This window comes from Alistipes sp. Marseille-P5061 (assembly GCF_900290115.1).
GTDB classification, from domain to species: Bacteria; Bacteroidota; Bacteroidia; order Bacteroidales; family Rikenellaceae; genus Alistipes; species Alistipes excrementigallinarum.
In genome coordinates this window covers 431406-453640 of the sequence record NZ_LT985750.1, presented here as the reverse complement: position 1 = coordinate 453640, position 22235 = coordinate 431406, and the positions used below count along the sequence as shown (strand labels likewise).

The window sequence follows — 22235 nt, the reverse complement described above, 5'->3', positions numbered from 1 at the left end:
TAACAACCCTATGTAAAAAACCAAAACCCAATACCGTATGAAAAAACTCCTTACACTACTTACCATTCTGTCGCTGTCGTGTACGCTGCTTTGCATCTCGGGATGCGAGGACAGCGGCGACTCCGTCTATGTGGACGAGGGACGACTGGTATCCGACGTGGTAATCAACACATCGATGGATGTGTTCAAGGGCATGGAGGTCCCCATCGAAGGCCAGGGCTTCGAATCGGGCGACCAGATGATGCTCCGCGCCGAGACCGACCTCGAGGCAACAACCGAGGTCTCCTCGTCGAACCTTCTGACCTTCACGCTCCCCGACGAGATTGAGGACGGACACACCTACAAGTTCGTCCTGCTCCGCGGCGACGACTACCAGGTACTCGGCGCCTCGACGCTGACCGTCAAGCTGGTCATCAACGTCGAACTCGACGAGACGATGTCGGCCTCGTGGGGAGCTCCCGCCGTCATCCGCGGCGAGGGATTCCGCATGACCGACGTGCTGGTGCTCGACCAGGCCGGCGGCTCGCATGAAATCACGCCCAGCGAGGTGGACGACCAGTCGGTCACCTTCATCATTCCCGAGGGCGTCGCCGAGGGTGAGAGCACCTTCACGCTGCGCCGCGGCGAGGAGACCCAGGAGCTCGGCACGACCGAACTCTTCCTCTCGACCTCGGCCGTCGTTCCCGACAAGGAGGGCATGACCATCAAGGGCATCGTCCACAGCAACGGACAGGGCATTCCCAACGTGCTCGTATCGGACGGCGACCTGATTACCCAGACCGACGAGAACGGCTTCTACTGGCTCGCTTCGGAGAAGCGCAACCAGCTGGCCTTCATCATCCTGCCCTCGGGCTACGACGTGCCGACGCAGAAGGCGATGCCGCAGTTCTGGAAGCCCTGCACGCTCGACGCCTCGACCTGCGAGCAGCTCGACTTCAAGCTCATTCCGACGCAGAACGACAACCACACGATGCTCGTGGCTACGGACATGCACCTGGCCAACCGCAACACGCCGCTTGACCACGTACAGTTCGCCGACGGCTTCGCAAGTGAGATTACGGCCAACTACAACAGCTTCGCAGGCAAGGTCTACATGCTCAACCTGGGCGACTTCTCGTGGGACCTCTACTGGTATTCGAACAAGTGGGCGCTGCCCGAGTGCAAGGCTGCCATCGAGGACTTCAACTTCCAGGTATGGTCCGCCATGGGCAACCACGACAACGACCCCTACGTGGCCGATGACTTCCTGGCCGAGGCACCCTACCGCCAGTACATGGGCCCGGTCTACTACGCAATGAACATCGGCAAGATTCACTACATCATGCTCGACGATACGCAGTATACCAACGACGGCGGCTCGCAGGGCGTCGTGGGCGACCGTGAGTACAACCGCACCTTCACCGCCAAGCAGCTTGCCTGGCTGCGCGAGGAGCTCAAGTACGTCGACAAGTCGACCCCGATTGTGGTCGGCGCACACTGCCCGCTCTACAACTACTCGGGCATCGACCGCGTAACCACCGCCGTAACCAACGTGAGCGAGGTGCTGAGCTGCTTCGACGGCTTTAAGAACGTCACCTTCGTCACGGGCCACACGCACGTCAACCGCAACATCCAGTCGCCCTCGTTCAGCAACGTCTACGAGCAGAACGTGGCGGCCGTCTGCGGCACCTGGTGGTGGACGCGCAACTACGCCGGCATCAACATCTGCACGGACGGCTCGCCGGCCGGCTACAAGATTTACACGGTCAACGGCACCGACATGAAGTGGCAGTACAAGGGCGTCGACCTGCCCGTCGAGCGTCAGTTCATGACCTACGACATGAACGAGGTGAAGAACTACTGGGCAACCGACGAGGAGGCGCAGAAGGCCTTTGATTCGGGCAACCTGCCCAACCGCCGCAACGACTACAACTCGGTGGGCGAAAACGAGGTATTCATCAACGTTTGGGCCTACGAACCGGGCTGGGACATCACCGTGACGGAGAACGACCGCCAGCTCGACGTCGAGCAGGTATGGATGCGCGACCCGCTCCACACGATTTCCTACGACATCCCGCGCGGCGTCTCGAACTCGCTCTCCTTCCCCTCGGGATACTGCCCGCACATCTTCTCCGTGACGGCTTCGTCCGCGAACTCGACGCTCGAAATCTCCGTCACCGACCGCTTCGGCAACGTCTACACCGAGAGCATGACGCGCCCCAAGGCGTTCAAGTCCGATTTCTAACCGCAAAAATCATAACCCATGAAAAGATTACGCAACAAATGGTTTCTGCCGCTCTTCTGCGCAGCGCTCCTGGCAACGGGAGGCTGCTCGGAGGACGAGACGGAGAGCAGTTCGCGCGAGCCGCTGCCCCCGACCATAACCACAGAGAACATACCCGACCAGGGCTTCTCGTTCCTCTATACGGCACAGGAGCCCCAGACCTTCCTGCTGAGCAGCGACGCCCCGTGGGAAATCACCAAGACGGAGGGCTGGTTCGTCGTCACCCCCAAGGAGGGTGAGGCCGGCACCGGGCTCGAAATCTCGGTCATTGCCAACGAGAACACGGGCGAGGAGCGCACGGGTGAATTCACCATCCGCGCCAACAGCGGCAACCACCTCCATCCGGTCTACACCGAGATGACGGTCCAGCTGCGTCAGGACGCCTTCAACGCCGCAGGACTTACCGTCGAGGGGATAACCGACGACCAGATGGTCTTTATGGCCGAAGAGTCGGCTCCGACGACGTTCTACGTAACGGGCTCCTTCGACTGGACCATCACCCTGAGCGACGACTCGTGGGTGAGCGTCTCGCCGATGCAGGGCACGGCTCTGGAGCGCACGGCCGTCCGCGTGACCCCGACGCCCAGCACCGACCGCCAGCGCCACGAGGCCACGATGACCATCACCGTTGCCGACCCGGCACTCTCGGAGAACACCGCGACGCGTGAAATCAAGCTCATCCAGATGCCGCCCGCCGACACGCACCCCGAAGGCACCGTCTTCCTGAAGGACGACTTCAGCTGGATTACCGCAAACTGGGTTGAGCCCTACACCAAGTACGGCTGGCCGTCGGTTGCCATCGACGGCAAGAACAACAACGAATTCGCACTGACCAACTCGTCGATTGCACCGGTGGTTGCCGAGAAGGGCTACACCACCAGCGCTTCGGTCTATGCCCGCTACGAGGGACACATCAAGCTGGGCAAGACGGCCACCATGGGCTCCATCACCACGCCCGTCCTTTCCGGCATCGACGCCGACAAGGCGGCAACGCTGCTCGTGCAGTTCGACGCTGCAGCCTACTCTTCGGCCGGCGGAACGGTCGACAACGGCGACACGCACTTCTATGTATCCGTCACGCCTCCGGCCACCATCGGCGACCTGGAGCAGAGCGAGGCAGCCATCGAGGTGACCAACGTCTGGAGCTGGAAACGCTACTCGGTACTCGTCTACGGAGCAACCTCCCAGACGCAGATTACCTTCGGCAGCGAGCGTACGGTCAAGTGCCGCCTCTATCTGGACAACATCTCCATCACGCGTGCAGCCGATGAAGGGGCCGAGGCTCCCGCACCCGAGGATGTGGAGACGCCGCTCGACAAGGAGATTGTCGACAACTCGCCCGCAGGAACCTACAACGCATCGAACGAGGTTTCGAAGGAGGGTGCCACGCTGCTCTACTCCGTCCGCGTGAACAAGGCATGGAGCGCCCAGAGCGACTGCGACTGGCTCACCATCACGGCCGTACGCTGCGGCTCGACCGGTACGGGCACCGACAACGGCGCATCGCTCTCGAACGGCGTCGCCACGGTTTCGGGCACGGCTCTTCCCTACAACCAGACGCTTCTGAGCGTGAGCGAAAACAAGACGACCGAGGCCCGCACGGGTCACATCACCATCCAGGCCGAGGGTCAGACCATCGAGACGATTACCGTCAAGCAGGAGGCCGGTGACCCCGCCAGCTTCGACATCACGGGACTTGCCGGCAACAGCCTCTCGCTTGCCGCCGACCCCGCATCGAGCGATGCAAGCGTAACCTTCACCGTGAAGGGCACCCACGACTGGAAGGCCACGGTACCCTCGGATGAGAGCTGGTACACGGTATCGCCCCTGCAGGGAACCGCCGGAGAGGCCGTCGAGGTGACTGTAAGCGCCGTCGAGAAGAACGAGGGCGCCGCACGCACCGGGTCGTTCAACCTCCGCATGGAGCCCGCCGGACTGGAGCCCGTCACCGAGACCATCACCGTGACGCAGAACTCGCCCGAGGAGATGTGGGACCTCGCAACTCCCGTCCAGTGGAACTTCTCCGCCGACAACATGGGCAACTACAAGGAGTTCTTCGAGGGCCTGGCCAGCGACCCGACCGCCAAGAACGCACTTCCGGCCGACCAGGGTCCGGGCTACATCTCCTTCTCGCACAACTATCCGGGTCTGCCCGAAGAGTGCGAGCGTCTGGTCGGCAGCACGGGCCATCCCTACATAACCGGTGCATGGCCGGGTGACTACTGGAGCTTCCGCGTACCCGTCGCCTCGCTCGCAGCCGGGACGAAGATTCACTTCACGGGCCTGACCCGCACATCCAAAACCGGACAGAAGTACTGGAAACTGGTCTACAACGACGGCGGTGAGTGGAAGCCTGCCGCAACGCTTCTGACCAAGGAAGTCAACGGCCAGACGGTCGAGTACACGCATGCCATGGCAGACGACGGAAACACGAACATCGGTGTGGATGTCACGGTGACCTACTCCAACGCCATCACCAGCGGCAACGTCGAGTTCCGCTTCATCTGCATGGCCAACGCACAGTCGAGCAACGAAGCGGCACTTTCGGCACCCAACGGCGGCACGAGCCGCTGGGCCGGCGCCGGAACGGCCGACAGCCCGCGCATCGAAGTGGTGCACTAACCAGCCGAATACCGGGGCGACGGAGACTCCGTCGGGCAGCCGTCGCCCCGTTTCCATCCGAACTAATAAACAAAGAAACGCGATATGAAGCTAAAATTTTACCTAAGGAACTTACTCGCGACCCTCGTGCTCGTACTGATTGCGGGCAGCGCATGGGCGCAGAGCCGACGCGTTACGGGTATCGTCTACGACACGGACGGCAAAACGCCGATGGTCGGAGCCACGATTCTGGTCAAGAACACGACCAACGGCGTCATCTCGGGTATCGACGGCAGCTACACCATCGAGGTGCCGGGCGACGATGCCACCCTGATTTTCCAGTCCCTGGGCTACGACTCGCAGGAGATTACGGTCGGCCCCCGCACACGCCTCGACGTAACGCTCAAGGAGGCTTCGCAGAAGATTGACGAAGTGGTCGTGACGGCCCTCGGTCTGACCCGCTCCGAGAAATCGGTGGGTTACGCCATCTCGAAGGTCGACGGCGACATCCTCACGCAGTCGACCACCTCGAACTGGGTGAGCAACCTCAACGGCAAGGTGGCCGGTCTGACCATGTCGTCGGCCGGTACGGGCCCCGGCGGCACGATGCGTGTCACGCTGCGCGGCGACTCGTCGCTCAACTACGGCGCCAACGAGGCGCTCTACGTCATCGACGGTATTCCGATGATGAGCAACACGGTCGCTTCGGGCTCGGGCGCCAACTACGCCAACTCGGATGCCCCGGTGGACTTCGGTAACGGCGTGACGGACATCAACCCCGACGACATCGAGAGCGTCTCGGTGCTGAAGGGCCCGGCCGCAGCCGCCCTTTACGGTTCGATGGCCCAGAACGGCGTCATCCTCATCACCACCAAGCGCGGCCGCGAGCAGAAGGGTATCGGCGTGACCTACAACGGTACGGTATCGTTCGAGAAGGCCGGCTTCTGGCCCGACTTCCAGACCGAGTACGGTCCTTCGGCCGTCACCACGTCGCTGACCAACCGCGAGGCTTCGGCCTGGGGTCTTCCCGCCTCGATGACCGACGACGGCGTCGCCGTTCGCCAGCAGATTTCGCGCTACACCTACGGTGAGCACTTCGACCCCAACAAGATGCGTTACCTCTATCTGTCGAAGAACTGGGAGACGGGCGAGTTCACCCGCCTGCCGTGGGTCTATGCCGACGACTGGTATACGGGCCTCTTCGAGACGGGCGTGACGTGGACCAACAGCGTCACCATCGACGGTTCGACGGGCAACGGCACCAGCGCCCGCTTCTCGTTCACCGATACGCGCAACGACTGGATTATGCCCAACACGGGGTACAACCAGCAGTCGTTCGCCCTGGCGCTGAACCAGAAAATCAGCAAGCGCATCCAGTTCTCGGCCAAGGTCAACTACGTGCGCAAGGACAGTGACAACATGCCCATGTCGGGTTACAGCCAGGCATCGCCCATGTACGGCCTTATCTGGGGCTACAACGTCAACCCGATTTCGGCCTACCGCGACGAGTACATGAAGGGCCGCTACACGATGGCCAACTTCAACGCCGGTAACTCCGAGGACAAGTACAACGTCACCTCGGGTCTGGTCTACAACAGCCTCGAAGGCCACAACCCCTACCGCGTGCTCTACGAGGAGCTCAACAAGCTCGACCGCGACCGCATGTTCGGCAACGTGAACATCTCCTTCGAGATTCTCCCCGAGCTGACGCTCAACCTGCGCGGCGGCGTGGACATGAACATCGAATGGCGCTCGCAGCAGAAGCCCAAGATGTCGCTCGACTACCCCGAGGGTATGTACCGCACCAAGGAAATCCGCCAGTACGAGTACTCGTCGGACTTCCTGCTCAAGTACGACAAGAGCTTCTGGGACCGCTTCCACCTGACGGCAGCCTTCGGCGGCAGCACGCTGCGCAACAAGTACTACTCGATTACGACGGAGGCTTCGCAGCTGCTGGTCGAGGGCCCGGGCATGTACTCGTTCGCCAACTCGGCCGTGGCGCTTGACGTCTCGCCCTACCGCAGCAACAAGGCCATCCACAGCCTCTACGGCTTCCTGAACCTCTCGTGGGACGATACCTACTTCCTCGACGTGACGGCCCGCAACGACTGGTCGTCGACGCTCCACCCCACGCAGTGGTCCTACTTCTATCCTTCGGTGAGCGCCAGCATCCTGCTCGACAAGGCGCTGAAGTTCAACTCGCGCTGGGTCAACATGGTCAAGCTGCGCGCATCGTGGGCAAGCGTCGGTAACGACACGAGCGTCTTCTCGCTCTACCCCGACTACTCGACCACGGACTACCCCGGCGGATTCACGCTGCCCACCACGCTGCCCAACGCCCTGATTCGTCCCGAGCAGACCAACAGCTGGGAAATCGGTCTTGACACGAAGTTCTTCGAGAGCCGACTCAACATCGACCTGGCCCTCTACAAGACCTCGACCACCGACCAGATTATCAGCGCCTCGCAGAGTGCCGAAATCGGTGCCACGGCAATGAAGATTAACGCCGGCCGCATCGAGAACAAGGGTATCGAGGTTTCGTTCCGCGCCGTGCCGGTCCGCACGAAGGACTTCACGTGGGAAATCAACGGTAACTGGTCGCTCAACAAGAACAAGCTGTGCGAGCTGCAGGATGGCTGGGACCCCCAGACGCCGCTGCAGACCTCGACCTCGACGACCATCGGCGGACGTGTCTACATCTACTCCTACGTAGGTCAGGCCATGCACCAGATTTACGGTAAGGACTGGGTACGCGCCCCGGAGGGCTCCTACTACACCGACGAGAACGGCAAGCAGATTGACTGCTCGGGCATGCCCATCATCAACGAGAAGACGGGGTATCCCTCCTTCACCGACCCCGACCAGTACATCGCACAGGTCAACCCCGACTGGCGCGCCGGCTTCGGCACGACGCTCCGCTACAAGGGGCTCTCGCTGAGCGCCACCTTCACGGCACAGGTCGGCGGCAACGCCTACTCGGCAACCAACTTCGCACTCTCCTACCAGGGCAAGCTGAAGAACTCGCTCGAGGGACGTGACGACGGTCTGATTGTTCCGGGTGTCAACGCCGTGACCGACGCCGACGGCAACGTGACCTACAAGAAGAACACGACCATCACCGAGAACGTCTACACCTACTACCAGACCTACAAGTGGAACCGCGACAACGCCCGGACGAACACCTTCAGCACCGACTTCCTCAAGCTCAAGGAGCTGCGCCTGGACTATCAGCTGCCCGCCAACCTGGTCAAGAAGACGCGCTTCCTGCAGGGTGCTTCGATTGGCTTCTTCGCCACGAACCTCTTCTGCATCACCGACTGGCCGCAGTACGACCCCGAGGCTGCCAGCCTCGTGAACGGCACGGATATCTACCCCGGTATCGAGACCGTCACCTTCCCGATGACGCGCACCTACGGTTTCAACCTCAAACTTCAGTTCTAAAACGATGCAAGCCATGAAATACTTGAAACATACGCTCTACACCGCCCTGGCCGCCGTGGCCGTGACGGCCTGCACGGGGGATTTCGAGGAGTACAACACCAACCCCAACAAGCTTACGCAGGGCTCCATCACCCCCATTTCGATGTTGGAACCGCTGCTCTACTCGGCTACCAACTCGTTCGACGACTACATGCTCGCCATCGCCAACGAGATTTCGCAGGTGACCGTCGCCAAGTCGACGCCGCGCCGCGAGCACTGCTACAACCTCAGCAACCAGAACTTCCAGCAAATCTGGAATCTCTGCTACAAGTGGGCCAAGAATGCCGACCACATGTATGAGCTGGCCGTCGACCAGAACCAGCCCAACTTCCAGGCCATCGGCCTCACGCTGAAGGTCTACTACATGTCCATCTGCACCGACATGTTCGGTTCGGTAGCCTACACCGAGGGTCTGCGCGGCGACGAGGGCATCCTCAAGCCCCACATCGACTCGCAGAAGGAGGTCTACGAGGCCATGATGGCCGACCTGGAGACCGCCAACTCGCTCTACGACCCCTCGCAGGAGATGGACGACCCGACCAAGGATGCCATCTATGCCGGTGATATCTCCAAGTGGAAGAAGTTCACCAATACGCTGCACCTGCGTCTTCTGATGCGTGTGAGCGGCCGCAACGACGCCTTCACTCCGACGGTCGGCGAACGCATCCGCACCATCATCGATGACCCGACGACCTATCCCGTCTTCACGTCGAACGCCGACAACGCGACGGTGAAGTTCTCGGGCACGGCAATCTACTACCGCAACTACTTCAACACCACCACCTTCCCCAACGACACGAGCCTTTCGGGCGACCACCACGTATCGAGCCAGTTCCTGGGCATGATTTACAATGCCGAGACGGGATTCGCCGACCCGCGCATGTACGTCTGGATTAAGCCGCGCTACGTCAACAACGAAATCCGCGAGATGGTGGGTGCCCTTTCGGGCTGCACCATCGAGTTCAACTCGAACTCGATTCGTTCGGACAAGGAGCCCTATCTGCACTACGAGACCCTCGTACGCGACACCAACCCCAACCACATGCTCGACTACGACGAGCTGCTCTTCATCAAGGCCGAGGCGGCGATGAAGGGTTGGATTTCGGGCGAAGCGAAGGAGTACTACGAGGCAGCCATCACGGCATCGTGCGAGAAGTGGAACGAGTACGGACAGTATGCCGCCTACCCGATGCTCAACGAATCGGGCACGCTGACCCTCTCGACCATCTCGATTGGCTCGAAGGAGATTTCCGCCTTCCTGGCCAGCGACGAGGGCAAGTGGGACGGCACCGAGCAGCGTCTGGCCGAGCAGAAGTGGCTGGCCCTGTTCTGGGTGGTCGGCTTCCAGATGTACCACGAGATGCGCCGCACGGGCTATCCCGAGTGCATGACCGGTGAGGGCACCATCGACCTGGGCTACACCGACGGCAAGTTCATCGCCCGTTACGCCTACCCGCAGATTGCCGTGGCCAACAACCGCGCCAACTACGAGGCTGCCTTTGCCGAGCAGGGCGCCACGCTGGCCGACAACAACATGATTCTGCCCGTATGGTGGAGCGGCCAGGCCGTCGCCAAGGATGCCGGTACGCCGTGGGAGCACTCCTTCCGTCACAACATCATTGCCGACGAGAGCCAAATCGAATAATCCTTCAACCGCAGAACGATTATGAAAACCATAGATTTATTCCGCAAGATACGCCGGGGGGCGGGCGTTGCAACGCTCCTGCTGGCAACGCTGTTCTCGGCGTCGTGCAACGACGACGACACGTCGACGGGAACACCCTATTTCCGACTCGAAAACGTGGTGGTGTCGAGCAAGATGGTCACCTCGTCGTCCGAACTGGGCTTCAACGTGGAGGCCATGGTCGGCGACCCGACGCTCGAGCTCATCCGCTACGACATCCGCTCGAACTGCGACTGGACGGTCGAGGCCAACTCCGAGGATGCCGACTGGCTCCTCATCTGGCCCGACCACGGGTCGCGTGACGGCAAGGTACGCTTCTGCGTAACGGACAACGACAACCCGCTGCCGCGCTCGACGACGGTCGTATTCCGCTACGCCGACGGCCGCCAGACCGAGGCTACACTGGCGGTGGTACAGGCAGCCAACGTTCCGCACATCACCATCTCGGTCGACAACACGGCCACGACGGAGATTGTCGCCGGACGCGCCGCACAGAGCTACGACATCAACGTGAACGCCAACGTCGACTTCTTCTATTCGATGGAGCAGAACGACTGGGCGAAGCTCACCGAGACGGGCAACGGCACCTTCAAGCTCGAGGTTGCGGCCTATCCCGAGCAGCCGACCGAGCTCGAGCGCAGCTGCGCCATCACCTTCGAGGGCGTAGGCGAGTACAAGTCGACGACCAACCGCATCGACATCCTGCAGACGATTCGCCCGAAGATTGAGGTGACGAGCGAGGACCTCGACACGTCGGACAACTCGCTGCCTCCCTTCGCCGCACAGGGCGCCAAGCCGCTCTCGGTAACCATCAAGTCCAACTGGGACTGGACGGCCACCACGGAGGCCGACGCCTGGTACAGCGTATCGCCCGCTGCGGGTGAGGCCGACCAGGAGTACACGCTCACCATCACGCCGACCGACAACACGGGCGACATGCGCTACGGCATGGTATCCATCCGCACGGCCGAGGTGCTGGGCGTGAGCGCCACCTTCGACATCACGATTTCGCAGGAGACCGGCGCCGGGTCGAGCGCTCCGATGACGGGTCTGGACAGCCCCGTGGAGTGGTTCTTCAACGGAGCTTCGGGCACCGACTACACCACGCCGACCAAACAGTTCGTCGAGGAGAACAACCTGCGCGCCGTCACGGGCGTCGGATACCTCTCCTACACGCACACCTACGTCGACAGCCAGGGTAACCCCGACCCCGACTGCGAGCGCTTCATCGGCGGTACGGGCCAGCCCTACATCACGGGTGCATGGCCGGGCGACTACTGGCTCTTCCGCGTACCGGTGAAGAACTTCAAGGCAGGCACCAACGTCCGCTTCTCGGGCGTCAGCCGCATCTCGGGTACGGGTCAGAAGTACTGGAGACTCGAGTACCTCGACGGTACGACGTGGAAGGCTGCTACCGAGCTGAAGACGGCCACCTTCAACGGTGAGGAGATTTCCTACACCCACATCCTGCCCACCAGCACGCCGAACCTGGAGGTATCGGCCACCGTATCCTTCAAGCGTGCAATCCCCGACGGCGAGGTACAGTTCCGCTTCATCTGCGCCGCCAACTGCACGGGAGGCAACCTGGCACTGGAGAACCCCAACGGCGGTACGTGCCGCTGGGCAAGCTCCGAGGATACGGGCTACAAGGACAGCCCGCGCATCGAGGTTGTCGAGTAACACCCCGCACTCAGCAGACAGAAAGTCCGGTGCTCCAGATGGAGCACCGGACTTTTTTTGCATAAGGAGCATCGCGGCGGCTGTACCGAACATGGACACGCCCCGTCTCCCTCCCCCGGGTCAGCGGACGACCACCGAGCGGACGAGTGCCACCCCCGAGCGGCGGTTGATTTCATCGCGCAGCGCCTCACGCTGGTAGAGCAGCTCGGAGCGCAGCACGCTCGAGCGCAGCGTGACGTAGAGCACGCCCCGCTCCAGGCGCAGAGAGGTTGTCTGGGCAGCGGCCGCCTCACCCACGATGGCACGCCACGTATCGGGCAGCTTGCCTTCAGCCACCTTGGCGGCAACGTAGGGGCGCTTGAAGAACTCCTCCAGCAGGTCGCCCATCAGCATGGTCTTCGTCCGTCTCATTGTTTGATGGTTCCATGCTCGACCTCGAAAAGGGTATAGTCTGCGCCTGCGCGGTCGAGAATCGTACGCAGACGCGTCGGGTTGCAGTCTGAAATGAGAATCTGCCCGAAGCGCTCCTCCGACACCAGGCGGATGAGCTGCTCGACGCGGCCGGCATCGAGCTTGTCGAAGAGGTCGTCGAGCAGCAGAATGGGGCGCTCGCCGCAGGCCTCGGCCACGACGGCGTACTGCGCCAGCTTGAGGGCGATGAGGAAGGACTTCTGCTGCCCCTGCGAGCCGTACTTGCGCAGCGGATAGCCGCCGATGCGGAGCACCAGGTCGTCGCGGTGGATACCCGAGGTGGTGAACTCGTTGGCCAGGTCGCGGGCGCGCGAGGCGAGCAGCAGCTCCTCGAAGGGGCGGTCGTTCAGCTCCGAACGGTACGTGAGCTCGACCTGCTCGCTGTCGCCCGAAAGACGGCGGTAGCACTCCTCGACGAAGGGCCTCAGGCGGGCGACATACTCGCCGCGCCGCGCATGGATGAGCCGTCCGTGCTCGGCGAGCTGGCGGTCGTAGATGGAGAGCATCGTCTCGTCAGGCATGTGCTTGAGCAGCCGGTTGCGCTCGGCCAACACGGCGTTGTAGCGCATGACGGCCGCCAGATAGGGGCGGTCGAGCTGCGCGATGAAGCCGTTGAGGTAGCGGCGCCGCTCGTCGGCCGCATCGCTGATGAGCGCCGAGTCGGCCGGCGAGACAATCACCACGGGGACGAGCCCCACGTGGTCCGACAACCGCTCGTACTCCTTGCCGTTGCGCTTGAGCACCTTGCCCCCCTTGCGGGCAAAGGAGCAGGAGACCTGCTCGGTGCGTCCGGCGTCGGTCAGGTAGCTCCCCTCGACCACGAAGAAATCTGCGCCGTGGCGGATGCTCTGACCGTCGGTCATGCCGAGCGACGACTTGCACATCGAGAGGTAGTAGACCGCCTCCATGATGTTGGTCTTGCCGGCGCCGTTGTCCCCCACGAAGCAGTTGACGCCGGGGCAGAGCCGGAGCTCCTCCTGGGCAACATTCTTGAAGTTGAGCAGCGATAGTCTCTTGAGATACATGGCCAATCGGACATTATGCAGGTGCGCCTCCGGCGCGCCGTTTCAGGTACAAAGATACGACAAGCGGCAGGGACCGCCAAATTTATTTCAACCGCCAACGGAATCTGACGCAATCAGACTCCACGGCTGCGGCGGAAGGCGAGCGGCGTGCAGCCCACATGGCGGCGGAAAAACTTGCAGAAGACGGCCGCATCGCCGAAGCCCAGCTGCGCCGCCACCTCACCCACCTGCAGCGTCGTCGTGAGGAGCAGGTTGCGCGCCTCCATGAGCTGCAACTCGCTGAGGATTTCGTTCACGCTGCGCCCCGTCTCGGCCCGCAGCACGCGCGTCAGATACTGCCGGCTCACGGCCAGCCGGTCGGCATAGAAGCCCACGGAGTGCTCCTCACGGAAGTGCTTCGTCGCCAGGGCGTGGAACTCACGCAGCAGTCGGTCGCGGCGGCTCACATGTTCGCGCACCACCGTCTTGTGCGACAGCCAGTCGGCCACATCGAGCAGCAGTGCCTCGCAATGGACCTGCACCCTGCGCCGCAGGAAGCGGTGGTCCGAATCGAGCAGCGACATCAGCGCTTCGAGTTCGCTGCGCAGATGCTCGGCGGCATAGGGGCTCAAACGGAGCGTGCAGTCGTCGTCGCGGCGCATGGTGAGCAGCAGCTGCGCAACGATGCGCGACAGGGCCGGCTCCTCGGCCCAGAGCGACTCGGAGAGCGACAACGCCATATACTCGAGGTCGGAGGACAAACTGCGGTGGTCGGTCAGATAGTCCGGACCGTGCAGCAGGACGGTTCCTGCCGACAACGATACGGGACGCCCGTTGAGGCGGATTTCGGAGTGTCCCGCGGTGAGCAGCACCAGCATCAGCTCGCGGTTGAAGTACCGCTCGTTGTGCGGATAACGACGGTTGTCAAAATTGCCCACAAAACAGACAACCTCGTCGTCCAGATGCGGCAGCTGAGGCCAGTGATGCAGCAGCTGCGCATTATCGTAGGTTCGCAATTCACTCATCGGGCGGTTGGTTTTACTCTATAAAGGTACGATTTATTTCCCGATTGACAAAAAAAGGACGGATACGGTCAATACTTTTTGCCCAAAAAGCAAGACCTTTGCAGGCTGGAACCGGTCCTGACCGGCCCTTCCCCAAAAAAGATTCTGCCCATGGAACCGAAACAGCTGGCCAAACGCTACGCCATCTTCATCGCAGGGCTCTACTTTCTGGCCCTCGGCATCGTCCTCATCGTCCGCTCGTCGCTCGGGACGACCCCCATATCGAGCGAAAACTACGTGCTGAGTCTGCACACGACCCTCACGCTGGGCTGGTGGACCTTTCTGACGAACCTCATCCTCATGGGCGGGCAGTTCTGGCTGCTGCGCGGCCGCACGACCCGCCGCGACACGGTCGAGATACTGCTGCAGCTCCCCTTCTCGTTCCTCTTCGCCCTCTTCATCGACCTCAACATGGCACTCACCGAAGGGCTCGTTCCGGCAGGCTACGCCGCCTCGCTGGCGCTGCTGCTCTTCGGCTGCCTCGTGCAGTCGGTAGGCGTGGTGCTCGAGCTCAAGCCCCGCGTGGCGATGAAGAGCGCCGAGGCCTTTGTCAAATACGCCGCACAGCGCTACGGGCGGGAGTTCGGCCGTGTCAAGGTGGTGTTTGACATCACGCTGGTGCTCATCGCCGTGGTGCTCGGACTGCTCTTCTCGGGGCGCATCGAGGGGGTTCGCGAGGGTACGGTCATTGCCGCCTGCATCACCGGCTACATCGTCTCGTTCCTCAACACGCGGGTGATGACGCGCCGCACGCTCGGACGGCTGCGTTCGGCACTGAAATAGGCCCACTTCGGCACGCCGCACAGGGCAAAAAAATCGGAGCACGGCATTGTACTTTGTGAATAGTTTTGTATCTTTGCTGCCTACTGTATGAAATTATAAACCCAAAACACCGATATTTTCTATGGCAAAGGAGCAAGTCGCCGGGCAGGAAGCTCTCAGCACGGCGATGAACAAAACGGAATTTTTCTTCGAGAAGAACGGCAAACTGATGTCGTACATTTTCCTCGGACTGCTCATCCTGGCAGCCCTCATCTTCGGATACCGCACCCTCATCGTGCAGCCGCGTGCCGAGAAGGCCGCCGAGATGATTGCCCAGGCACAGACCCGCTTCGAGGCCGAGAACCCCGACTATGAGCTGGCCCTGAACGGCGACGCCAACGGCGCCGGTTTCCTCGACGTCATCGACCAGTACGGCTCGACCCCCTCGGGCAACCTGGCCAAGCACTACGCCGGCATCTGCTACCTGAAGAGCGGCGATGTGGAGCAGGCAGCCCTCTATCTGGCGAAGTTCTCCCCCGTGAAGGGTCTTCCCGGCGCGCTGATTAACGCCCAGAACTACGGGCTGCAGGGCGACGTAGCCGTCGAGCAGGGCAACTATGCCGCAGCGGTGAAGTTCTACGAGAAGGCCGTCAAGGCAGCCGACAACAACATGACCGCTCCGCTCTACCTGCGCAAGGCAGGTCTGGCCGAGAAGGCCCAGGGCAACAACGAGCGTGCTGCCGCACTCTTCCAGCGCATTCTGGACAACTACCCCTCGTCGATGGAGGCCCGTGAGGCCGAGAAACTCCTCGGAAGCATCAACTAACAAGGGAGCAACCACATGGCAACGAAAAACCACAACCTCTCGCAGTTCGATTCGCCGCTGCCTTCGGCCGCCGACATGCGCTTCGGCATCGTCGTGGCCGAGTGGAACCGCGAAGTGACCGAGGCGCTGCTCGAGGGCGCCGTCAGGACGCTGCGCAGCGCCGGCTGCCCCGACATCAACATCCAAATCAAGTATGTCCCCGGCACGTTCGAGCTCTCGCTCGGCGCCCAGTTCTTCGCCGAGTATACCGACGTGGATGCCGTCATCGCACTGGGCTGCGTCGTGCAGGGCGACACGCGCCACTTCGACTTCATCTGCCAGGGCGTAACGCAGGGCATCACCCAGCTCCAGATTCAGTGGAACATGCCCATCGCCTTCGGTGTGCTGACGGTCAACGACATGCAGCAGGCACTCGACCGCTGCGGCGGCCGTCTGGGCAACAAGGGTGACGAGGCCGCTGCCGCCGCCATCCAGATGGTGAAGCTCCAGATTGACATGGAGGCCGCATCGCCCAACCGCGAACCCGACCGCCGCAACATCAACTGACAAGGGCGGAGGTGCGGAAGCGCTCCATCCAACCCCAAACGAGGGACCGACAACCGTGTCGGTCCCTCGTTTTTTCATGCTCTCCTTCAAATTTGCGGCAGCAACAGCGCTACGCATCTCCATATCCGCAGGCCAGAGCCACTACTCCATCGCATCCCGACAACCCCATATCGCAGGCCCGACGCCTCTGCCGCATCCCAACAACCACAAACCGCAAACCACAGACACCGCAGATAGTCCAAACGCCCGCACCCTGCTGCCGGGTCACACACCCCTTGAGCCGGAGACACGCCACTTCCATCCACAGCATCCTCCCTGCCCCACCCCTGCACCCAGCCGGGCGACACGCCCGGCACCACCCGGCAGGCTGCTTCCGGCGCCGGCCGACGGTCCCCTTCTCGAAAGCCGGCACACAGGCGACAAAAAAAGAGCGCATCCCGCTGCAGCGGAATGCGCCCGACCCGACGAAACCCGCCGGGAGGATATCGGTCGCCCGTTACTTGATAATCACCGAACGGTTGGCCTCCTTGAAGTCATAGGGGCTCTCCGAGTCACCCAGACCCTCGTAGGTCAGCTGCTTGGGGTTGACGCCGTTGGCCACCAGGAAGTCGTAAACGTTCTTGGCGCGGTTTTCGGCCACACGCTTGTTGCCGGCCGGCGTACCGGTCTGCTTGTCGGCATGGCCCTGAATCTTGTAGACACGCTCCTCGGGGCCGTTCTTGATGACCTCGGCCATCAGCAGCAGACGGGTCTTCTCCTTCGAGGTGAGCTTCGACATGCTGTAGTCGTAGAAAATCACCGACATCGGGCTGGGATTGAGCTCCTGGGCGGCAGCTTGGGCAGCCTTCGCCTCGGCAGCACGGGCAGCGGCGTCGGCACGCTCGGCATCGGCACGCGCAGCCTCAAGTTCGCTGTTCAGACGCTCGTTCTCGGCCTTGGCCTCCTCCAGACGGGCATTGCCGTCGGCCACGGCGCGCTGGAAGGCCTCCACTTGCTCCTCGGTCACACCCGGCACACCACGCTCCCAGACGCGGCGGTTGAAGCGGTAGGTCACACCTGCCGTGGCACCCAGACCGAGCAGCACGGTGCTCGACGTCTTGGCCGGGCAGACGCGGTCGTGGGTGATGAAGCCCTTCAGCTCGAGGTTGATGTCGAAGGCGGGCGATACGCGGAACTTGTTCAGAAGGCCGTAGGCCACCGCGAAGTCATCCTGCGTCGAGGTTGCGAACTTCGACTGAATCTCGTCGGTGAAGTTGCTGACCATGTAACCGAAGCCGACGAAGGGGACGGCATAGTAGACCCGGTCGTCGCGATAGCCGCCAATCCAGTTCGAGAGGTTGACCGCCAGGTCGACGTGACCGAACAGGTAGGGCCATCTGGCCTTGCCCAGGTCGGGGTCGAAGTTACCGAGCTTGCCGCCCTGCAGCTGAACGCGGACTCCGAGCACGGGGTTGAGCCACTTCAGCAGCGAGACGTTGCCCTCGAAACCGAGCCGTTCGCCGAAACTTCCGGCGTTGGTGCCCGTCGTGAAGGCGGTTCCGGCTCCGAGGCCGACCGAAACCTCCCAGTTATCCCAAAAACCGTTGGTGACGAAACCCGACCAACTCGGATGCTTGGGTTCCTCACCTGCCGTTGCAGCGAAAGCCGTTGCAACCAAGACACATGTCAGGAATAGTTTTTTCATGCTTCTCATTTGATTTAAGTCCGAAACGAATATTAAAATTCTTTACAAATATAACGATAAATCTGCGGTTTACATATCGTGCACGCAAAAAAAGTCGGTCTCGGCACTAAAAAAAGGGGCCGGGATACGCATCCCGGCCCCTCTGCCGCCCGGAGAGGCCCATTTGCCCCTCCCGCTATGAGGCATCAACCGCACTTCGAATAGCCGCACGACATGCAGGTGATGCAACCGTTCTGGTAGGCCATGTTCTCCTGACCGCAGCTCGGGCACTTGCCCTTGGTCTTCGTGCCGTCGACGATATACTGCTTGAGCGCCCGGCAGACACCCGTCTTCCAGGTGTTGATGGACTCGCTGTCCAGATGGAGCGACTCGATGAGCGAAACGGTCTTCTCAATGGGCATGCCGTGGCGCAGCACACCCGAAATCAGCTTGGCATAGTTCCAGAACTCCTCGTTGAACAGACGCGAGATGCCGCCGATGGTGTTCGTATAGCCGTAGCGGTCCGTATACTGGAAGTCGTAGCGCTTCGTGCCGTCGGCCTCGCGCACCTTGATGATGTTGCCCTTGGTGATTTTGCGGGGGATGTACATGGCGTCCTCCTCGATTTTACCGGTGAAAATCTCGTAGGGGCGTCCGTCCTGCAGACCCACGAAGGCAATCCAGTCCTCCGAGCCGTTCTTGAAACGCACAATGTCGGCCGGAATCGACTTGGGACGCTTGAGCACCTGTCCGGGATGCTCCTCGCAGCGAGACTTCTTCTGCGAGTTCTTGTCGAGCAGCACGCCGTCGCGGCAGCCGTCACGGTAGACCGTCACGCCCTTGCAGCCGCTCTCCCATGCCGTCCGGTAGACCTGGGCCACCAGCTCCTCCGAAACGTTGTTGGGCAGGTTGACCGTCACCGAAATCGAGTGGTCGACCCACTTCTGGATTGCACCCTGCATCTTGACCTTGGCCACCCAGTCGATGTCATTGGCCGTGGCGCCGTGGTAGGGCGAGGCTGCCACCCAGCGGTCAAGCTCCGCATCGGAGATGGTCGCCAGCTTCGAGGTGTCGTAGCCATTAGCCTCAAGCCACTTGACGAAGTTGTGGTGGTAGACGTTGTACTCCTGGAACTTTTCGCCCGTCTCGTCGACGTAGTCCACATGCGTGTCCACGTCCGAGGGGTTAATCTTGCGGCGCCGCTTGTAGACCGTGCGGAAGACCGGCTCGATGCCCGAGGTGGTCTGCGACATGAGCGACGTGGTGCCCGTCGGGGCGATGGTCAGCAGGGCGATGTTGCGGCGTCCCTTCTCGGCCATCTCGGCGTAGAGCTCCGGGTCGGCCTCGCGGATGCGGGCAATCATCGGGTTGTTGCGCTCCTTCTCGGTGCTGTAGATGGGGAAGGCGCCGCGCTCGCCGGCCATCGTCACCGATGCGCGGTAGGCAGCCAGCGCCAGGGTCTTCTGCACCTCGACGGCGAAGTCGATGGCCTCGTCCGAGCCGTAGCGCAGCCCCAGAGCGGCCAGCATGTCGCCCTCGGCCGTGATGCCCAGACCCGTACGGCGGCCCTTGGTGGCCATCGTGCGGATTTTCTTCCAGAGGTTGAGCTCCACGCTGCGGATATCCTCGTCCTCGGGGTCAGCCTCGATTTTGGCGATGATGAGCTCGACCTTCTCCAGCTCCAGGTCGATGATGTCGTCCATCATGCGCATCGCCTTGTTCACATGCGATTTGAAGCGCTCGAAGTTGAAGCTGGCCTCCTTCGTGAAGGGTTTGTCCACATAGCTGAAGAGGTTGATGGCCAGCAGACGGCACGAGTCGTAGGGGCAGAGGGGAATCTCGCCGCAGGGGTTGGTCGAGACCGTCACGAAGCCCTCGTCGGCATAGCAGTCGGGGACGCTCTCGCGGATAATCGTATCCCAGAAGAGCACGCCGGGTTCGGCCGACTTCCAGGCGTTGTGGATAATCTTCTCCCACAGCTTGCGGGCGTCGATATCCTGCTGGTAGAGCGGCGCGGGCGAATTAATCGGGAACTGCTGGTGGTAGGGCTTGCCCTCGATGGCGGCACGCATGAACTCGTCGTCGATTTTGATGGAGACGTTGGCGCCCGTCACCTTGCCCGTGTCGACCTTGGCGTCGATGAAGCGCTCGGCGTCGGGGTGCTTGATGGAGAGCGTCAGCATCAGCGCACCACGGCGGCCGTCCTGCGCCACCTCGCGCGTCGAGTTGGAGTAGCGCTCCATGAAGGGGACGATACCCGTCGAGGTGAGCGCCGAGTTGAGCACCGGGCTGCCCGTGGGACGGATGTGCGAGAGGTCGTGACCCACGCCGCCGCGACGCTTCATGAGCTGCACCTGCTCCTCGTCGATGCGGAAGATGCCGCCGTAGCTGTCGGCCGGATGCTTGTGGCCGATGACGAAGCAGTTCGAGAGCGAGGCCACCTGCAGGTTGTTGCCGATGCCGGTCATCGGGCCGCCCTGGGGAATCACGTAGCGGAAGTGGTCGAGCAGTTCGAAAACCTCCTCCTTCGACATGGGGTTGGGATACTTCCGCTCGATGCGCTCGATTTCGGCGGCGATGCGCTCGTGCATCTGGCGGGGGGAAGATTCGTAGATATTGCCGAACGAATCCTTCAACGCATACTTGCTCACCCACACCGTGGCGGCCAGTTCGTCCCCGTCGAAGTATTTTTTCGATTCGGCAACCGCATCGTTGTAGGCAACTTTCTTCAAAGGTGCGGTTGTTTCGGTTTTTGACATATGATTTATCTTTTTCTCGGTTTATCAGTCAGTTGGAACACTTCGTCTCAAAATACGGTTTTACAAATTTGCCGTTTTTTTCGGTAAAAAACAATTAAAAGAAATCAATTTTATGAAAAGTTATCTACAGCACCGCAAAAAAACGCGCCCGGCCTCACCGGAGCGCGTTCGAGCCTGCAGCCCGCCGAATCAGCGAACCGCCACGGCGTCAATCTCGACGCTGGCGCCCATCGGCAGCCGGGCCACCTCATAGCACATGCGCGCCGGCATCTGCTGCGTGAAGAACTCGGCATAGACGGCGTTCATGGCGGCAAAGTCGCCCATGTCCTGCAGCAGCACGGTCGTCTTGACCACCGCCTCGAGCGAGCTGCCCGCCTCCTCGAGGATGTGGCGCAGGTTGGTCAGCGACTGGCGCGTCTGCGCCTCGATGCCTTCGGGCATACGGCCCGTCGAGGCGTCGATGGGCAGCTGCCCCGAAACGTAGATGGTGCCTGCCGCCTCGACGGCCTGCGAATAGGGACCCACGGCCTTGGGAGCCAGGGGCGATGCGATAATCTTTTTCATAGTGGAGGGTGGTTGTTTCGGACAAAGATACGGAATCGTCCGCTCATTTACAACCTCCGCCGGGTCGAATCGGAGGAAAAGCGTCCCCGAAGTTGTCCGTCCGCGGAACAATCCGTATCTTTGGGCGTCGAACGACCAAAAAAGACATACGTCATGAAACATCTTCTCTTCAAGAGCGGTCTGGCCGCACTGCTCGTGCTCTTCACGGCGGCGGGCTGCTGCCCCTGCCGCTCCTACCAGCGCCGCACGCAGCGGCCGCTCGTGGGGACCGAATGGCAGCTTATCCAGCTGGGCGGACGCCACTTCCAGCCCGAAGAGGGGCGCTACACGCTCCGTTTTCTGGAGGAGGAGCGGCGCGTGGCCGGCGTCGGCGCCTGCAACCAGCTGACGGGAAGCTACACGCTGAGCGAACGCCGCGCGCTGAGCATCTCGCCGCTCGCCTCGACACGCATGGCCTGCCCCGACGGAGCCGATGAAGCGGCCTTTGCCGAGGCCATCGAGTCGACCACCCACTACGAGATGGACGGTCCGATGCTGCTGCTGCTCTCCAACGGTGACCTGAAGGCGGTCTTCCAGGCCAAACCGGCCAAATCGGAATAGCGCCCGACCTCCGAGGCACTGCCCTCCCCGCGGCTCCGCGGTTCAGAGGTTCAGAGGTTCCGCGGGTCGCGGGTCGCGGGTCGCGGGTCAGAGGTTCCGCGGTCCGAAGACTCGGAGGTCCGAAGGCCCGGAGGCCCGGAGACCCGGAGGCTCCGGCCACGCCTCGGTCCGCTCCGGCCCACCCCGGTTCCGCCAACGCTTCGTTCCGACCCGGTCCGTTCTGGTCCGCTCCGGTCCGCGTTCCGACAGTTCACCCCGCTCCACAACA

The 22235-nt window shown here is 61.9% G+C and carries 15 protein-coding genes; 9 read left to right on the top strand and 6 right to left on the bottom strand.

Features of this window, described 5'->3' with window-relative positions:
- Positions 1-37: 37 nt before the first annotated feature.
- The 5 genes from C8267_RS08900 (at position 38) to C8267_RS08880 (ending at position 11708) form a co-directional block, all read left to right on the top strand.
- Complete coding sequence (locus C8267_RS08900) at positions 38-2224, top strand: calcineurin-like phosphoesterase C-terminal domain-containing protein (protein WP_106634371.1); 2187 nt, start codon at positions 38-40, stop codon at positions 2222-2224.
- 18 nt (positions 2225-2242) lie between these two features.
- Complete coding sequence (locus C8267_RS08895; protein ID WP_106634370.1) at positions 2243-4885, top strand: BACON domain-containing protein; 2643 nt, start codon at positions 2243-2245, stop codon at positions 4883-4885.
- Between the two features lie 84 nt (positions 4886-4969).
- Positions 4970-8305: a SusC/RagA family TonB-linked outer membrane protein gene (locus C8267_RS08890; protein ID WP_106634369.1), complete on the top strand. Its 3336-nt coding sequence runs from the start codon at positions 4970-4972 to the stop codon at positions 8303-8305.
- Positions 8306-8318: 13 nt separating this feature from the next.
- A complete protein-coding gene (locus tag C8267_RS08885; protein ID WP_106634368.1) occupies positions 8319-9989 on the top strand; it encodes a SusD/RagB family nutrient-binding outer membrane lipoprotein in 1671 nt (556 codons plus the stop codon).
- A 21-nt stretch (positions 9990-10010) separates the two neighbouring features.
- Complete coding sequence (locus tag C8267_RS08880) at positions 10011-11708, top strand: BACON domain-containing protein (protein ID WP_106634367.1); 1698 nt, start codon at positions 10011-10013, stop codon at positions 11706-11708.
- A 120-nt stretch (positions 11709-11828) separates the two neighbouring features.
- Here C8267_RS08880 and C8267_RS08875 read toward each other — a convergent pair whose 3' ends face one another.
- The 3 genes from C8267_RS08875 to C8267_RS08865 all read right to left on the bottom strand — a co-directional run bounded on the left by C8267_RS08875 (position 11829) and on the right by C8267_RS08865 (position 14208).
- Positions 11829-12119 (bottom strand): DUF721 domain-containing protein, encoded by a 291-nt coding sequence (locus tag C8267_RS08875; protein WP_234025738.1) that lies wholly within the window; start codon positions 12117-12119, stop codon positions 11829-11831.
- On the bottom strand, positions 12116-13204 hold the full coding sequence (gene recF / locus C8267_RS08870; protein ID WP_106634433.1) for a DNA replication/repair protein RecF: 1089 nt from the start codon (positions 13202-13204) through the stop codon (positions 12116-12118). Before recF ends, C8267_RS08875 begins: the two co-directional genes overlap by 4 nt.
- A 113-nt stretch (positions 13205-13317) precedes the next feature.
- Positions 13318-14208, bottom strand: a complete 891-nt coding sequence (locus tag C8267_RS08865; protein ID WP_087360100.1) for a helix-turn-helix transcriptional regulator — start codon at positions 14206-14208, stop codon at positions 13318-13320.
- Between the two features lie 150 nt (positions 14209-14358).
- On the opposite strand from C8267_RS08865, the gene C8267_RS08860 reads away from it, so the two are divergent.
- The 3 genes from C8267_RS08860 (at position 14359) to ribH (ending at position 16381) form a co-directional block, all read left to right on the top strand.
- Positions 14359-15030: a YczE/YyaS/YitT family protein gene (locus C8267_RS08860; protein ID WP_106634366.1), complete on the top strand. Its 672-nt coding sequence runs from the start codon at positions 14359-14361 to the stop codon at positions 15028-15030.
- 121 nt (positions 15031-15151) lie between these two features.
- Positions 15152-15835 (top strand): tetratricopeptide repeat protein, encoded by a 684-nt coding sequence (locus C8267_RS08855; protein ID WP_106634365.1) that lies wholly within the window; start codon positions 15152-15154, stop codon positions 15833-15835.
- Between the two features lie 15 nt (positions 15836-15850).
- Complete coding sequence (gene ribH / locus C8267_RS08850) at positions 15851-16381, top strand: 6,7-dimethyl-8-ribityllumazine synthase (RefSeq protein ID WP_087360091.1); 531 nt, start codon at positions 15851-15853, stop codon at positions 16379-16381.
- A gap of 496 nt (positions 16382-16877) precedes the next feature.
- Here the strand turns inward: ribH and C8267_RS08845 are convergent, their stop codons facing one another.
- From C8267_RS08845 to C8267_RS08835, 3 genes are all read right to left on the bottom strand, one after another.
- Positions 16878-18065, bottom strand: a complete 1188-nt coding sequence (locus C8267_RS08845) for an OmpA family protein (protein WP_106634364.1) — start codon at positions 18063-18065, stop codon at positions 16878-16880.
- Between the two features lie 185 nt (positions 18066-18250).
- Positions 18251-20803 (bottom strand): adenosylcobalamin-dependent ribonucleoside-diphosphate reductase, encoded by a 2553-nt coding sequence (locus tag C8267_RS08840; RefSeq protein WP_087360085.1) that lies wholly within the window; start codon positions 20801-20803, stop codon positions 18251-18253.
- Between the two features lie 189 nt (positions 20804-20992).
- Entirely contained in the window at positions 20993-21367 is a 375-nt protein-coding gene (locus tag C8267_RS08835; RefSeq protein ID WP_087360082.1) for a RidA family protein, read from the bottom strand.
- 153 nt (positions 21368-21520) lie between these two features.
- On the opposite strand from C8267_RS08835, the gene C8267_RS08830 reads away from it, so the two are divergent.
- Complete coding sequence (locus C8267_RS08830) at positions 21521-21967, top strand: META domain-containing protein (RefSeq protein WP_106634363.1); 447 nt, start codon at positions 21521-21523, stop codon at positions 21965-21967.
- The last annotated feature ends 268 nt before the right edge of the window (positions 21968-22235 follow it).

Excerpts from the sequence above, each read along its gene's own strand:
- C8267_RS08845 (WP_106634364.1), bottom strand. The coding sequence starts at position 18,065 with ATGAAAAAACTATTCCTGACATGTGTCTTGGTTGCAACGGCTTTCGCT.
- C8267_RS08865 (WP_087360100.1), bottom strand. The coding sequence starts at position 14,208 with ATGAGTGAATTGCGAACCTACGATAATGCGCAGCTGCTGCATCACTGG.
- C8267_RS08895 (WP_106634370.1), top strand. The coding sequence starts at position 2,243 with ATGAAAAGATTACGCAACAAATGGTTTCTGCCGCTCTTCTGCGCAGCG.
- C8267_RS08900 (WP_106634371.1), top strand. The coding sequence starts at position 38 with ATGAAAAAACTCCTTACACTACTTACCATTCTGTCGCTGTCGTGTACG.
- C8267_RS08855 (WP_106634365.1), top strand. The coding sequence starts at position 15,152 with ATGGCAAAGGAGCAAGTCGCCGGGCAGGAAGCTCTCAGCACGGCGATG.
- C8267_RS08835 (WP_087360082.1), bottom strand. The coding sequence starts at position 21,367 with ATGAAAAAGATTATCGCATCGCCCCTGGCTCCCAAGGCCGTGGGTCCC.
- C8267_RS08875 (WP_234025738.1), bottom strand. The coding sequence starts at position 12,119 with ATGAGACGGACGAAGACCATGCTGATGGGCGACCTGCTGGAGGAGTTC.
- ribH (WP_087360091.1), top strand. The coding sequence starts at position 15,851 with ATGGCAACGAAAAACCACAACCTCTCGCAGTTCGATTCGCCGCTGCCT.
- C8267_RS08840 (WP_087360085.1), bottom strand. The coding sequence starts at position 20,803 with ATGTCAAAAACCGAAACAACCGCACCTTTGAAGAAAGTTGCCTACAAC.
- C8267_RS08890 (WP_106634369.1), top strand. The coding sequence starts at position 4,970 with ATGAAGCTAAAATTTTACCTAAGGAACTTACTCGCGACCCTCGTGCTC.
- C8267_RS08880 (WP_106634367.1), top strand. The coding sequence starts at position 10,011 with ATGAAAACCATAGATTTATTCCGCAAGATACGCCGGGGGGCGGGCGTT.
- C8267_RS08860 (WP_106634366.1), top strand. The coding sequence starts at position 14,359 with ATGGAACCGAAACAGCTGGCCAAACGCTACGCCATCTTCATCGCAGGG.
- C8267_RS08830 (WP_106634363.1), top strand. The coding sequence starts at position 21,521 with ATGAAACATCTTCTCTTCAAGAGCGGTCTGGCCGCACTGCTCGTGCTC.
- C8267_RS08885 (WP_106634368.1), top strand. The coding sequence starts at position 8,319 with ATGAAATACTTGAAACATACGCTCTACACCGCCCTGGCCGCCGTGGCC.
- recF (WP_106634433.1), bottom strand. The coding sequence starts at position 13,204 with ATGTATCTCAAGAGACTATCGCTGCTCAACTTCAAGAATGTTGCCCAG.